The sequence below is a fragment of the Streptomyces sp. NBC_01142 genome (assembly GCF_026341125.1).
Classification (GTDB): domain Bacteria; phylum Actinomycetota; class Actinomycetes; order Streptomycetales; family Streptomycetaceae; genus Streptomyces.
On the sequence record NZ_JAPEOR010000001.1, the window covers coordinates 1,437,839 to 1,451,202 of the forward strand.

A 13,364-nucleotide genomic window follows, 5' to 3' on the forward strand; every position below is an offset into this window, starting at 1 on the left:
GGGGGCCTCTACGGGGCCCGGATTCCCGGCCCCCTCCGGCGATGAGGGCCCGCCCGAAGGGCGTGCGCCTCAGCCGCGGCGCAGGGCCTCGCTCAGGCGCCCGGCGGCGTCGATGACCGCCTGCGCGTGCATACGGCCCGGGTGCCGGGTCAGACGCTCGATCGGTCCGGAGACCGAGACGGCGGCGACCACACGGTTGGAGGGGCCGCGTACGGGCGCGGAGACGGAGGCCACACCCGGCTCGCGCTCGCCGATCGACTGGGCCCAGCCCCGGCGCCGTACGCCCGACAGGGCCGTCGCCGTGAATCGGGCGCCCTGCAGTCCGCGGTGCAGGCGCTCCGGCTCCTCCCAGGCCATCAGGATCTGGGCCGAGGAGCCCGCCTTCATGGTCAGGGTGGAGCCGACCGGCACGGTGTCCCGCAGTCCGGACAGCCGTTCCGCCGCCGCCACGCAGATCCGCATGTCTCCCTGCCGGCGGTAGAGCTGCGCGCTCTCGCCGGTCACATCGCGCAGATGCGTGAGCACGGGCCCGGCCGTGGCCAGCAGCCGGTCCTCACCCGCCGCCGCGGCCAGCTCCGACAGCCGCGGGCCGAGAATGAACCGCCCCTGCATGTCCCTCGCCACCATCCGGTGGTGTTCCAGTGCCACGGCAAGACGGTGTGCCGTGGGTCGTGCGAGCCCTGTCGCCGCGACCAGCCCGGCGAGGGTGGCCGGACCGGACTCCAGTGCGCTCAGTACCAGAGCTGCCTTGTCGAGAACGCCGACGCCGCTAGAGTTGTCCATGCAACGATATTCGCGTCTCACACTGTGAAACGCAAGTTCAATTTTCCGTGGAAGGCGTCAGGCTGGAGATGCGAGCCCGCGGACCAACGGGTTCGCGGCCGGCGTCCGTCGCGTGGGGTACGGACGAGGGCGCACCACATCTCTAAGAAGCGCCGGCACAAGATGCCGGCCGGAGGGAAAGCGATGGGTAGGACACTCGCGGAGAAGGTCTGGGACGACCATGTCGTCCGGCGCGCCGAGGGCGAGCCCGACCTGCTCTTCATCGATCTGCACCTGCTGCACGAGGTGACCAGCCCCCAGGCATTCGACGGCCTGCGGCAGAATGCCCGTCCCGTGCGGCGCCTCGACCTCACCATCGCCACCGAGGACCACAACACCCCCACGATCGACATCGACAAGCCGATCGCGGACCCGGTGTCCCGCGCCCAGTTGGAGACGCTGCGCAAGAACTGCGCCGACTTCGGCGTACGTCTGCACCCGCTGGGCGACGTCGAGCAGGGTGTCGTCCACGTGGTGGGCCCGCAGCTGGGCCTGACCCAGCCCGGTACGACAGTGGTCTGCGGTGACTCCCACACCTCCACCCACGGTGCTTTCGGTGCCCTGGCGTTCGGTATCGGCACCTCCCAGGTCGAGCATGTGCTGGCCACCCAGACGCTGCCGCTGGCCCGTCCCAAGACCATGGCCATCACGGTCGAGGGTGAGCTGCCCGACAGCGTCACCGCCAAGGACCTGATCCTGGCCATCATCGCCAGGATCGGCACCGGCGGCGGCCAGGGATACATCCTGGAATACCGCGGTTCCGCCATCGAGAAGCTCTCGATGGAGGCCCGGATGACCATCTGCAACATGTCGATCGAGGCGGGCGCCCGGGCCGGAATGATCGCCCCGGACAAGACCACCTTCGACTACCTGCAGGGCCGTGACCACGCCCCCAAGGGTGCGGAGTGGGACGAGGCCGTCGCGTACTGGCAGACGCTGCACACCGACGACGACGCCGTCTTCGACGCCGAGGTGTTCATCGACGCCCGCGAACTGGCGCCGTTCGTCACCTGGGGCACCAACCCCGGCCAGGGCGCGCCCCTGTCGGCCAACGTCCCCGATCCGGCTTCGTACGAGGACGCTTCGGAGCGGCACGCCGCCGAAAAGGCCCTGGAATACATGGGGTTGACCGCCGGACAGGCGCTGCGAGACATCAAGGTCGACACCGTCTTCGTAGGCTCCTGCACCAACGGCCGCATCGAGGACCTGCGCAACGCGGCAGCCATCGTGGAGGGCCGCAAAGTCGCCGACGGCGTACGGATGCTGGTCGTCCCCGGGTCCGTACGGGTCGCCCTGCAGGCAGTCGAGGAGGGCCTGGACAAGGTCTTCACCACCGCCGGCGCCGAATGGCGGCACGCGGGCTGCTCGATGTGTCTGGGCATGAACCCCGACCAACTGGCCCCCGGCGAGCGTTCCGCGTCCACCTCCAACCGCAACTTCGAGGGCAGGCAGGGCAAGGGCGGACGCACCCATCTGGTCTCGCCCCAGGTCGCCGCCGCCACCGCGGTACTGGGCCATCTGGCCTCGCCCGCCGATCTGTCCGACGCCGACGCCCGTACGCCCGCTGGAGCGCGATAACCATGGAAGCCTTCACCGCACACACCGGCCGGGCCGTACCGCTGCGCCGCAGCAACGTCGACACCGACCAGATCATCCCGGCCCACTGGCTGAAGAAGGTCACCCGCGACGGCTTCGAGGACGGCCTCTTCGAGGCCTGGCGCAAGGACTCGTCCTTCGTTCTCAACCAGCCGGAACGGCAGGGCGCCTCGGTCCTGGTGGCCGGTCCCGACTTCGGCACCGGCTCCTCCCGTGAACACGCCGTCTGGGCCCTGCAGAACTACGGTTTCAAGGCCGTCATCTCCTCGCGGTTCGCCGACATCTTCCGCGGCAACTCGCTCAAGAACGGCCTGCTGACGGTGGTTCTGGACCAGAAGGTCGTGGACGCGCTCTGGGAGCTGACCGAGGCCGACCCGACCGCCGACGTCACGGTCGACTTGGAGAAGCGTCAGGTTCTGGCCGAAGGAATCACGGCTGACTTCGACCTTGACGAGAACGCCCGCTGGAGGTTGCTGAACGGGCTGGACGACATCAGCCTCACCCTTCAGAACGAAGCCGACATCGCGGCTTACGAGGCGTCCCGACCGGCCTTCAAGCCCCGTACAATTGAGGCCTGAGCAGCGCTTTTCCCGTACTGCGCCCCCCACCGCCCGGTGGGGGGCGCAGACGCTTGTTGAGACCCCGTCGGGCGACAACTCGCCCCAGATGGCACAATCGGTGCATGGAACGCGACAGCCAACTCGAGCTTTACGAGGCAGTCGCCGCCCGATTGAAGGAAGCGCACACAAGGGTGCGTGAACTGCAAGTCCCGGAGGGCGTAAGGATGGCGCTGTCCCGGAAGCTGCTGGTCGTCACGGCCGCGGCGAAGCACGATCTCCCGGATGCGGCAAGGCGTCTGGACCGCTTGATGAAGGACCTCGACGAGGGCCGATTCCCTGAAGGCGACTGACACCCACAGTTCCGCGACGGTCGACTTCGTTGCGGCACTAGGGTGATTAGCCCGTTTCGTGTTTGATTTGCGGTATATATCTGCCTAACGTGCGAAAAAGCCTGGACGCATTCGTTCCGGCAATGTCTCCGAAGGGGAAGACGTGAACAAGGCGCAGCTCGTAGAAGCGATTGCCGACAAGGTCGGCGGCCGCCAGCAGGCCGCTGAGGCTGTCGACGCGGTACTTGACGCGATCGTCCGGGCAGTTGTCGGAGGAGACCGGGTTTCGGTCACCGGCTTCGGCTCGTTCGAGAAGGTCGACCGCCCCGCCCGTTACGCCCGCAACCCGCAGACGGGTGAGCGCGTACGGGTCAAGAAGACGTCCGTTCCGCGCTTCCGTGCGGGACAGGGCTTCAAGGACCTGGTGAGCGGCTCGAAGAAGCTCCCCAGGGGTGGCGAGGTCTCCGTCAAGAAGGCTCCTAAGGGCAGCCTCTCGGGCGGTGCTTCCACCCGTACGACGGTCAAGAAGGCCGCGGCCAAGAAGGTCACCGCCGCCAAGAAGGCCACGGCGAAGAAGGTCACCGCCGCCAAGAAGACGACGGCGAAGAAGACCACCGCCAAGAAGACCACTGCCAAGAAGGCGACTCCGGCCACCAAGGCCGCCACCGCCAAGAAGGCCACGGCGAAGAAGACCACCGCCAAGAAGGCCACCGCCAAGAAGACCGCCCCTGCCAAGAAGGCCACGGCGAAGAAGGCGCCCGCCAAGAAGGCCACGGCGCGAAAGATCACCGCCAAGAAGACCGTCGCCAGGAAGAAGTAAGCGGCACAGGGTCACAGGGCCACTCACGCGCCGGGCCGGGCTCCCTCAGGGGGAGCCCGGCCCGCGGCGTGTTCTGGGTGTACTGCGTGTGCGGCATGCCGTACTGCGTGTACGGCGCGTGCGCGGCGCCTAGAGGGTCTGCAGCGTCACTAGCGTGATGCGCAGGGAACTGCCCTCGCCCTCGGTCTCGATACGGACCCGCTGGCCGGGCCTCAGCAGCAGCAGCCCGCCCGCGTCGAAAGCCGCCGCATCGAACGGAACCGGGGTCCCGTCGTCGAGAAGGACGCTGCCGCTGCGGGTCTCGGAGTCGTACGTGTACGAGGTCGCCTGCATGTCCGCAGCCTATCCGTCCCGTGATCCGTCCAAGGCGTGGGCGCCGGCCTCCCAGCGCTCCGCGGTGCGCGGCCCCACGCCCAGCATGAGCGCCGCCTCCAGATCGTCCCCGGTGTCCACGTCCTGCCGCACCGAATCGACGCCGTCGAGCAGGATTTCCGCAGCCCCCGACGCCGAATGCCGACGCCGCGACTGCCCGCCGAATGCGGGGCGCAATTCCATGCCGGAAGCGGCCGAGAGCAATGTGGTGCCGATTCCTGCCGCATCCGTCAGAAATGCCCGGGGAAATACCGAAGCTCCCGCCAGTACCCGCGCCAATTCTTCGGGGCGCAATGCGGGCAGATCGGCGTTGAGCGCGGCGACCGCCGCGCCGGGGCGCACCGCGCGCACCGCCTCCGCTCCGTAGGACAGGGCCGCGTTGAGCCCGGCCGCCGGGGTGTCCGGCACGATCCGCGCCCCCAGTGCGGCGAGCTCGGCCGCTGCCGCCGGATCGTCCGTGACGACTGCCACATCTCGCACGGCCGGGCAGGCCAGCGCCGCGGCCACGGTGTCCTGGGCGAAGGCGAGAGCGAGATGCGGCCGCAGAATGCCGTCCGCGGCAGCCGCGAGCCTGCTCTTGGCCAGTAAGAGGGGCTTCAGCGGGACGACCAGGGACCACGGGGCCATTGGGTCGGTGTTCGTGGCGAGCTCTCCGTCCATGCGCATTTGGTGCCCCATTGTCACCTGAGCACTCGATGATCCGGCGGTCCGGGCCTCGGGCCGGGGCGTACGGTGTTCTCGACAGACCAGGGGCCTGGGGCGACACTTGACCCCCAGCAGCCAGGCAAGTGCCCGGTCATAGAGGAAGGTGTCCGAGTGTCCCGCCGTAGAATCGGCTTCTGGTACCGCCTGGCGGCGGTCATCGCTAAACCGCCGCTGTTGGTTCTGTTCAAGCGGGACTGGCGGGGAATGGAAAACATTCCGGCCGACGGCGGATTCATCACCGCGGTCAATCACAACTCGTATCTGGACCCGCTTTCCTACGGACACTTCCAGTACAACACCGGACGAGTGCCGCGGCTGCTGGCCAAGGCCGCCCTCTTCGACGTCCCTTTTGTGGGGATGATCCTGCGGGGCACCGGACAGATTCCCGTGTACCGCGAGACCACCAACGCACTGGACGCCTTCCGCGCTGCCGTGGACGCCGTCGAGCGCGGCGAATGCGTCGCCTTCTATCCGGAAGGCACCCTCACCCGCGACCCGGATGTGTGGCCCATGGCCGGCAAGACCGGTGTGGCACGCGTCGCGCTGATGACCAAGGCCCCGGTCATCCCCATCGCGCAGTGGGGCGCCAACCTGGCGATGCCGCCGTACGCCAAGGAGAACAAATTCCGGTTCTTCCCCCGTAAGACGCTTCAGGTACAGGCCGGACCCCCGGTCGACCTCGTCCGGTTCCACGGACTCGAGCCCACCCCCGAGGTGCTGCGCGAGGTGACCGAGGCCATCATGGCCGCGATCACCGCGCTGCTCGAGGAGGTACGCGGCGAACCGGCGCCGCCCGAGCCGTTCGACCACCGCAGGGCACGTGAAGAACAGCGGCGCAAGGCCGCGGGGGAGGGAACCAAGTGACACACCCCGTAAAGGCAGCCGTCTTCGGAACGGGCTCATGGGGCACGGCGTTCGGCATGGTGCTCGCGGACGCGGGCTGCGAGGTGACCCTCTGGGGCCGCCGCGCCGAACTCGTCGAGGCCGTCAACAGCACCCGTACCAACCCCGACTATCTGCCGGGAATTGAGCTTCCCGGCACGATCCGGGCCACCACCGACCCGGCCGAGGCCCTGCACGGTGCCGACTTCACGGTCCTCGCCGTTCCCTCGCAGACCCTGCGCGGCAACCTCGCGGAATGGGCGCCCAAGCTACCGGCCGGCACCGTCCTCGTCTCGCTGATGAAGGGCGTCGAACTCGGCACCGCCAAGCGGATGAGCGAGGTCATCGAAGAGGTCGCCGAGGTCCCCGCCGAGCGCGTCGCCGTCGTCACAGGCCCCAATCTCGCCAAGGAGATCGCCCAGCGCCGGCCGGCCGCGGCCGTGGTCGCCTGCCGCGACGAAGCCGTCGCCCAGCGGCTTCAGGCCGCCTGCCACACCCCGTACTTCCGCCCGTACACCAACACCGACGTCGTCGGCTGCGAACTGGGCGGCGCCGTCAAGAACGTCATCGGGCTGGCCGTCGGCATCGCGGACGGCATGGGCCTCGGCGACAACGCCAAGGGCTCGCTGATCACCCGCGGTCTGGCCGAGACCACCCGCCTCGGCCTCGCCATGGGCGCCGACCCGCTGACCTTCTCCGGCCTCGCCGGACTGGGCGATCTGGTCGCGACCTGCTCCTCGCCGCTCTCCCGCAACCACACCTTCGGCACCAACCTCGGGCGCGGGATGACGCTCCAGGAGACCATCGCGGTCACCAAGCAGACCGCCGAGGGCGTCAAGTCCTGTGAATCGGTGCTGGATCTGGCGCGCAGGCACGGCGTCGACATGCCCATCACCGAGATGGTCGTCGGCATCGTCCACGAGGGCAAGCCGCCGGTGGTCGCCCTCAAGGAGCTGATGTCGCGTGCCGCGAAGCCCGAGCGCCGCTGACTTGTCCGGCTGAGCCCTGTGGGGGGAATCCCCCCGCACCCCCCAAGCGGGTAGTCTCATCGCGATATGAGCAGCGAGAACCTCCCCCAGAGCCCTGAGCAGCAGCTCCGCAAGCCGCGCGTAGCCGTCGTCTTCGGCGGTCGCAGCTCCGAACACGGGATCTCCGTGGTCACCGCCGGCGCCGTGATGCGGTCCATCGACCGTACGAAGTACGACGTACTGCCGATCGGCATCACGACGGACGGCCGGTGGGCGCTCACCGCCGACGAGCCGGACCGGATGACCATCGCCGACCGCAAGACGCCGAGCGTCGAGCAGCTGGCCGAGTCCGCCCAGGGCGGAGTGGTGCTCTCCGTCGATCCTGGCAGCCGCGAAGTCGTCTACAGCGAGCCCGGCTCCGTGCCCAAGGCGCTCGGCGAGGTCGACGTCGTCTTCCCGGTACTGCACGGTCCGTACGGCGAGGACGGCACCCTCCAGGGACTGCTGGAGCTCTCCGGCGTCCCGTACGTCGGCTCCGGCGTCCTCGCCTCGGCCGTCGGCCAGGACAAGGAGTACATGAAGCGGGTCTTCATCTCCTTCGGCCTGCCCGTCGGCCCGTACCTGGTGATCCGCCCCCGGGAGTGGGAGAAGGACGCCTCCGCGGCCCGCAAGAAGATCATCGACTTCGCGGGCGACCACGGCTGGCCGCTCTTCGTGAAGCCGGCCCGCGCCGGGTCGTCGATCGGCATCACCAAGGTCGACGACCTCTCCGGACTGGACGCGGCGATCGAGGAGGCACAGCGCCACGACCCCAAGATCCTGGTGGAGTCGCTGCTGCGTGGCCGCGAGATCGAGTGCGGGGTGCTGGAGTTCGAGGACGGCCCGCGCGCCAGCGTGCCGGCCGAGATCCCGCCGGTCTCCTCGCACGAGTTCTACGACTTCGAGGCCAAGTACATCGACTCGGCGGCCGGTCTTGTGCCCGCGCCGCTGACCGACGAGCAGACCGCCGAGGTGCGCCGGCTCGCGGTCGAGGCGTTCGATGCCGCGTCCTGCGAGGGGCTGGTCCGCGCCGACTTCTTCCTCACCGAGGACGGCGAGTTCGTGATCAACGAGATCAACACCATGCCGGGCTTCACGCCGATCTCCATGTACCCGCGGATGTGGCAGGAGAGCGGGGTCAGCTACCCGGAGCTGGTGGACATGCTGATCCAGGCGGCGCTGCGCCGCACGACCGGACTGCGCTAGGGCATGTCGGGGAAGTAGCCGTCCGCCCGCAGGGCAGGCGGGACTTCCCCCACACGTCACCGGGCAGGGCGGTGCCGGGCCGGACCGCGGCGGGGGTCAAAGGCTGGCCGGCACGGTCTTCTTGATCGGTGCGCCCAGCGGGATCAGCGGGGTGACGTCGGAGGCGTACTTCTTGGTGAGCGTCACCTCGACGTACGCCTTCCGGTAGGTCGTGGTGAAGCGGAACGACCCGTCGTCCTGCTGCTCCAGCAGATAGTCGACGCCGCCCACCGTCACCCCGTCTGCCTCGGGGTCGTTCATCTTCTCCGGCCGGGGGACGCCGCAGCGCAGTACGATCGCGGCATCGCCCCAGCCGGCGGTGAGTTCGGAAGCCGGTTCGGGGTCCTTGCGGTCCATTCCGGCGACGGAATCGGGCAGCTCCTCGTGCAGCGCACGGCACAAGGCGGCTTCCTCCGGCGAAGCGCTGGGAACCGTGATCGATGCCGGTGCGTCCGTGGAGGAACAGCCCGCGGCAGCCAACAGCACAACGGCGGCGGCGGACAGGAAGAAGGGCCGGCGGCGGGAAGACGTCACCGGCCAAGCGTAGACGGGGGCTACAGGTGCACGACCGGGCAGGTCAGGGTGCGGGTGATGCCGTCCACTTGCTGGACTTTGGCGACCACCATGCGACCGAGATCGTCGACCGTCTCGGCCTGGGCGCGCACAATCACGTCATAGGGGCCGGTTACGTCCTCGGCCTGAATCACTCCCGGAATCTTGCCGATGGTCTCGGCGACGGTCGACGCCTTGCCCACTTCGGTCTGGATGAGGATGTACGCCTGTACCACGGAACCTCCAGGGCGGCCACGAGGATCATGTGGGGGGAGAAGAGACGCCACGGTATCGCGTCGCCGCGGGCCGCGGGGAGACCCGCGCGCCGGGTGACGCCCGCAGCGTGGCGTACGGAAAGCGGAAGTTGACGTATCTCTTGACGGTACCTACGGCGAAGACGGCCCGCGACCGCAAGCAAGCAGCTCTGCCGGGGGTTCCGGCAGGACGACGGAGAGGTGAGACTCGGTGAAGGGCACTGTGGGCGAGTTGGGGGAGTTCGGGCTCATCAGGGAGCTCACCTCCCGGCTCACCTCCACCCCCGCTGTACGGCTCGGGCCCGGCGACGACGCCGCGGTCGTGGCCGCACCCGACCGCAGGGTCGTGGCGAGTACGGACCTCCTGCTGGAGGGGCGGCACTTCCGCCGCGACTGGTCGACGGCGTACGACGTGGGACGCAAGGCGGCCGCACAGAATCTGGCCGATATCGCGGCGATGGGCGCGGTTCCGACCGCGCTGCTGCTCGGTCTGGTCGTCCCGGCCGAACTCCCGGTCACCTGGGCCACCGAGCTGATGGACGGCATCCGGGACGAGTGCCAGGTCGCGGGCGCGGCGGTGGTCGGCGGCGATGTCGTACGCGGAGACGTGATCACGATCGCGATCACCGCGCTCGGGGATCTGCGCAACCACGAGCCGGTGACCCGCTCCGGTGCCCAGCCCGGCGATGTCGTCGCGTACACCGGCTGGTTGGGCTGGTCGGCGGCCGGGCACGCGGTGCTCTCGCGCGGTTTCCGCTCGCCGCGCGCCTTCGTGGAGGCGCACCGGCGGCCCGAGCCGCCGTACCACGCGGGCCCCGCGGCGGCCGGGCTCGGCGCCACCGCCATGACGGATGTCAGCGACGGACTCGTCGCCGACCTCGGGCACATCGCGGACGCCAGCAAGGTCCGTATCGACCTGCGGTCCGGCCTGATCGACATCCCCAGCCAGATGAACGACATCGGCCAGGCGGTCGGCGTCGATCCGCTGCAGTGGGTGCTGACCGGGGGAGAGGACCACGCGATCGTCGCCACCTTCCCGCCGGATGCGAAGCTGCCGGCCCGCTGGAAGGTGATCGGAGAGGTACTCAACCCGTCGGCGCTGCCGCAGGTGACCGTCGACGGTGCGCCGTGGACCAGCAAGAGCGGCTGGGACCACTTCGGGGACATCGAGGACGGCAAGTAGATTCGGGGGTATGCAGATACCCCCACGTGTCCTCACCGTCGCCGGATCCGATTCCGGCGGCGGTGCGGGCATTCAGGCCGACCTCAAGACCATGCTGGCACTCGGCGTGCACGGCATGAGCGTGCTCACCGCGGTCACCGCGCAGAATTCACTGGGCGTACAGGGGGCGTGGGAGCTGCCGGTCGAGGCGGTACGGACCCAGTACCGCAGCGTCGTCGACGACATCGGCGTACAGGCCGTGAAAACCGGGATGCTGGCGTCCGCGCCGCTGGTCGAGACGGTCGCGGAACTGCTGGCCGGGACGGACGCCCCGGTGGTCGTGGACCCGGTGGGTGTCTCCAAGCACGGGGATCCCCTGCTGGCCGCGTCCGCGCTCGATTCCGTACGGACCAAGCTGCTGCCGGTCGCGACCGTGGCCACGCCCAATCTCGACGAGGTCACCCAGCTCACAGGAGTGGTGGTCGAGGACGAGAGCGGGATGCGCCGGGCCGCGGACGCCGTGCTCGGCTTCGGGCCGCGGTGGGCGCTGATCAAGGGCGGGCATCTCGCGGGCGACGCGGTGGATCTGCTGACGGACGGCAGCGAGGAGCACTGGCTGCGGGCACCGAGGCACGACAACCGGCACACCCATGGGACGGGCTGCACGCTTGCGTCCGCGGTCGCGTCGGGTCTGGCACAGGGGATGGGCGTCCCGGAGGCCGTCAGGGCCGCCAAGGAGTACGTCACCGGGGCGATCGCGGCCGGATTCCCGCTGGGCGGCGGGATCGGCCCGGTGGATCACGCCTGGCGGTTCCGTTCCCAGAGCCTGCGCCGCTGATCGCTTCGGCTGATCGCTTCCGAGTACGGCAAAAAGCCGGTCCACCGAGGTGGACCGGCTTTCAAGGCAACCGCAGGGGCTGCGCAACGACCAGACGTCGGCGTTAGCGCGAGACCTTGCCGGCCTTGATGCACGAGGTGCAGACGTTGAGCCGCTTCGGCGTCCGACCGACCACGGCACGCACACGCTGGATGTTCGGGTTCCAGCGACGAGACGTACGGCGGTGCGAGTGCGAAATGTTGTTGCCGAAGCCCGGCCCCTTGCCGCAGACGTCGCAGTTGGCAGCCACGGTCACTCCAAAGACTTCAGATGCACTTACAGTGAATTCCGGCGCGCCGGATCAGTGATCTGATTGGTGGCTTTGCCGGGGGAATGGCCCGACTTTCATCGGGCAACCGGAGCAGCATACAACGTCTGCTTCGGTAGAACGAAACTACCATGGCTTCCCCCGCCCCCGCCCCGCCCCGTCGCCCGCTGCCGCCCGGGTCTACCCTGCGGTGCAGCCCGCTGCCCACGGCCCTTCCGGGCCGCTCAAGGAGGATCACCAGGTGCCGCAGACTCTCGATGCCGCAGCGGTGCGCGCCTGGTGCTCACTGTCGCTGGAGGCCCTCGGCCGGGAGCGCGAGGAGATCGACGCGATCAATGTCTATCCGGTCGCGGACGGGGACACCGGCACGAACCTCTATCTGACCGTGGAGTCCGCGGTCCAGGCGGTGGAGGCGGTCTTCGCCGCGCACGAGACCGGATCGTCCGCGCCCGCACTCGCCGAGGTGATGCGGTCGATGGCGCACGGGGCGCTGATCGGGGCCCGCGGGAACTCCGGGACGATCCTGGCGCAGCTCCTGCGGGGCATGGCCGAGCGGCTCGGTGAGGGAGATCACCTCGCCGGCGCGCTGCGACGGGCCGCGGGGCTGGCACGCGAGGCGGTCGCGCATCCCGTCGAGGGGACGATCCTGAGCGTGGCGGGAGCCGCGGCCGAAGCGGCGGAGACTTCTTCGAGTTCCTCGGCCGATGAGGCGGGGACGGCACGGGCGGCGTACGAGGGCGCGCGGTCCGCACTGGACGCGACACCCGGCCAGCTCGCCGTGCTCGAGCGCGCGGGGGTCGTGGATGCGGGCGGGCGCGGGCTGCTGATGGTGCTCGGGGCGCTGGTCGAGGCGGTGTCGGGGGAGGCCCCGCTCGTACCGGCGATGGCCCATGTCCGCCCGGAGCCCCTGGGCCCCGGGGTGGAGCCGTGCGCCGACGGGGGCCCCGCCTTCGAGGTGATCTACCTGCTGGAGGCGGACGATGCGGCCGTGACCCGGCTGCGGACCCGGCTCGACGGACTCGGGGACTCGCTCGTCGTGGTCGGCGGCGACGGCCTCTGGAACGTCCATGTGCACGTCGACGACGCGGGCGCGGCGGTGGAGGCGGGCGTCGAGGCGGGGCGGCCGTACCGGATCCGTATCACCCACTTCGACACCGCGACGGCGGTGCCGCGCGAGCAGGTGCAGCGGGCGGTCGTCGTGGTCGTCCCCGGGGAGGGTCTGGCGGGCCTGTGCACGCAAGCGGGCGCGACGACGGTGCTGGCGCGGCCGGGGGAGCCGCCGGCCAGCGGCGAGCTGGTCGACGCGATCCGCTGCGCCCACGCGCGCGAGGTGGTCCTGCTGCCGAACTCCGCGGAGTTGCGGCACACGGCCGCGGCGGCCGCGGAACAGGCCCGTACGGAGGGAGTACGGGTCGCTCTCATCCCGACCCGGTCGGCGGTCCAGGGCATCGCGGCCCTCGCTGTCCACGAGCCGGACCGGCGCTTCGACGAGGACGTGGTGGCCATGACGGCGGCGGCGGGTGCGACGCGCTACGCCGAACTGGCCGTCGCCGAACGGCAGTCGTGGACGATGGCCGGCGTCTGCCAGGCCGGGGACGTACTGGGCCTGATCGACGGCGACGTGGTGGTGATCGGCACGGACCTGGCGGCCACGGCGGAAACGGTGCTGGACCGCATGCTGGCGGCGGGCGGCGAGATGGTGACGCTGGTCCTGGGCGACGACGTAACGGACGCGGACGCGGTCGCGGACCGGCTGGAGAGGCATGTACGGGACGGCCACCTGGCGGTCGACACCGTGGTCTACCGGGGTGGCCGCCAGTCGGCCCCGCTGCTGATCGGCGTGGAGTAGGACTCACGGCACGGTGGTGACCAGCAGATATCCACAGGTGCGCGACGGCTGTCGGTGGTGTGGT

16 protein-coding genes are annotated in these 13,364 nt (G+C 69.8%); 10 read left to right on the top strand and 6 right to left on the bottom strand.

What is annotated here, in order from left to right:
• Positions 1-69: 69 nt before the first annotated feature.
• A complete protein-coding gene (ndgR, locus tag OG883_RS06770; protein WP_266536326.1) occupies positions 70-783 on the bottom strand; it encodes an IclR family transcriptional regulator NdgR in 714 nt (237 codons plus the stop codon).
• A 183-nt stretch (positions 784-966) separates the two neighbouring features.
• Between ndgR and leuC the strand changes: the two genes are divergently transcribed.
• The 4 genes from leuC (at position 967) to OG883_RS06790 (ending at position 4,127) form a co-directional block, all read left to right on the top strand.
• Positions 967-2,400 (top strand): 3-isopropylmalate dehydratase large subunit, encoded by a 1,434-nt coding sequence (gene leuC / locus OG883_RS06775; RefSeq protein WP_266536329.1) that lies wholly within the window; start codon positions 967-969, stop codon positions 2,398-2,400.
• 2 nt (positions 2,401-2,402) lie between these two features.
• A complete protein-coding gene (leuD, locus tag OG883_RS06780) occupies positions 2,403-2,996 on the top strand; it encodes a 3-isopropylmalate dehydratase small subunit (RefSeq protein ID WP_266536332.1) in 594 nt (197 codons plus the stop codon).
• A gap of 104 nt (positions 2,997-3,100) precedes the next feature.
• Positions 3,101-3,328, top strand: coding sequence for a hypothetical protein (locus OG883_RS06785; RefSeq protein WP_215177549.1), 228 nt, complete (start codon positions 3,101-3,103; stop codon positions 3,326-3,328).
• A 142-nt stretch (positions 3,329-3,470) separates the two neighbouring features.
• Positions 3,471-4,127, top strand: a complete 657-nt coding sequence (locus OG883_RS06790; RefSeq protein ID WP_266536338.1) for an HU family DNA-binding protein — start codon at positions 3,471-3,473, stop codon at positions 4,125-4,127.
• A 129-nt stretch (positions 4,128-4,256) separates the two neighbouring features.
• On the opposite strand, the gene OG883_RS06795 is transcribed toward OG883_RS06790, so the two are convergent.
• Entirely contained in the window at positions 4,257-4,460 is a 204-nt protein-coding gene (locus tag OG883_RS06795) for a hypothetical protein (protein ID WP_266536340.1), read from the bottom strand.
• 9 nt (positions 4,461-4,469) lie between these two features.
• Positions 4,470-5,165 (bottom strand): 2-phospho-L-lactate guanylyltransferase, encoded by a 696-nt coding sequence (gene cofC, locus OG883_RS06800; protein ID WP_266536343.1) that lies wholly within the window; start codon positions 5,163-5,165, stop codon positions 4,470-4,472.
• Positions 5,166-5,315: 150 nt separating this feature from the next.
• Here cofC and OG883_RS06805 point away from each other — a divergent pair, with 150 nt between their 5' ends.
• The 3 genes from OG883_RS06805 (at position 5,316) to OG883_RS06815 (ending at position 8,299) form a co-directional block, all read left to right on the top strand.
• The gene (locus OG883_RS06805; RefSeq protein ID WP_266536346.1) at positions 5,316-6,068 is read left to right on the top strand and encodes a 1-acyl-sn-glycerol-3-phosphate acyltransferase; all 753 of its coding nucleotides are present in this window, start codon (positions 5,316-5,318) and stop codon (positions 6,066-6,068) included.
• Positions 6,065-7,075 (top strand): NAD(P)H-dependent glycerol-3-phosphate dehydrogenase, encoded by a 1,011-nt coding sequence (locus OG883_RS06810; protein ID WP_266536348.1) that lies wholly within the window; start codon positions 6,065-6,067, stop codon positions 7,073-7,075. The genes OG883_RS06805 and OG883_RS06810 overlap by 4 nt, the downstream gene beginning before the upstream one ends.
• Positions 7,076-7,141: 66 nt before the next feature.
• The gene (locus OG883_RS06815) at positions 7,142-8,299 is read left to right on the top strand and encodes a D-alanine--D-alanine ligase family protein (RefSeq protein WP_266536351.1); all 1,158 of its coding nucleotides are present in this window, start codon (positions 7,142-7,144) and stop codon (positions 8,297-8,299) included.
• Positions 8,300-8,395: 96 nt separating this feature from the next.
• Here the strand turns inward: OG883_RS06815 and OG883_RS06820 are convergent, their stop codons facing one another.
• Complete coding sequence (locus OG883_RS06820; protein ID WP_266536354.1) at positions 8,396-8,872, bottom strand: DUF3515 domain-containing protein; 477 nt, start codon at positions 8,870-8,872, stop codon at positions 8,396-8,398.
• A 20-nt stretch (positions 8,873-8,892) separates the two neighbouring features.
• Entirely contained in the window at positions 8,893-9,126 is a 234-nt protein-coding gene (locus OG883_RS06825; RefSeq protein WP_108152814.1) for an Lrp/AsnC family transcriptional regulator, read from the bottom strand.
• A gap of 229 nt (positions 9,127-9,355) precedes the next feature.
• Between OG883_RS06825 and OG883_RS06830 the strand changes: the two genes are divergently transcribed.
• Together OG883_RS06830 and thiD are read left to right on the top strand one after the other, a co-directional pair.
• Entirely contained in the window at positions 9,356-10,327 is a 972-nt protein-coding gene (locus tag OG883_RS06830; protein WP_266536356.1) for a thiamine-phosphate kinase, read from the top strand.
• Between the two features lie 10 nt (positions 10,328-10,337).
• Complete coding sequence (thiD, locus tag OG883_RS06835) at positions 10,338-11,144, top strand: bifunctional hydroxymethylpyrimidine kinase/phosphomethylpyrimidine kinase (RefSeq protein WP_266536359.1); 807 nt, start codon at positions 10,338-10,340, stop codon at positions 11,142-11,144.
• 103 nt (positions 11,145-11,247) lie between these two features.
• Here the strand turns inward: thiD and rpmB are convergent, their stop codons facing one another.
• On the bottom strand, positions 11,248-11,433 hold the full coding sequence (rpmB, locus tag OG883_RS06840; protein ID WP_003957616.1) for a 50S ribosomal protein L28: 186 nt from the start codon (positions 11,431-11,433) through the stop codon (positions 11,248-11,250).
• A 259-nt stretch (positions 11,434-11,692) separates the two neighbouring features.
• On the opposite strand from rpmB, the gene OG883_RS06845 reads away from it, so the two are divergent.
• Positions 11,693-13,300, top strand: coding sequence for a DAK2 domain-containing protein (locus OG883_RS06845; RefSeq protein WP_266536362.1), 1,608 nt, complete (start codon positions 11,693-11,695; stop codon positions 13,298-13,300).
• Positions 13,301-13,364: the final 64 nt, after the last annotated feature.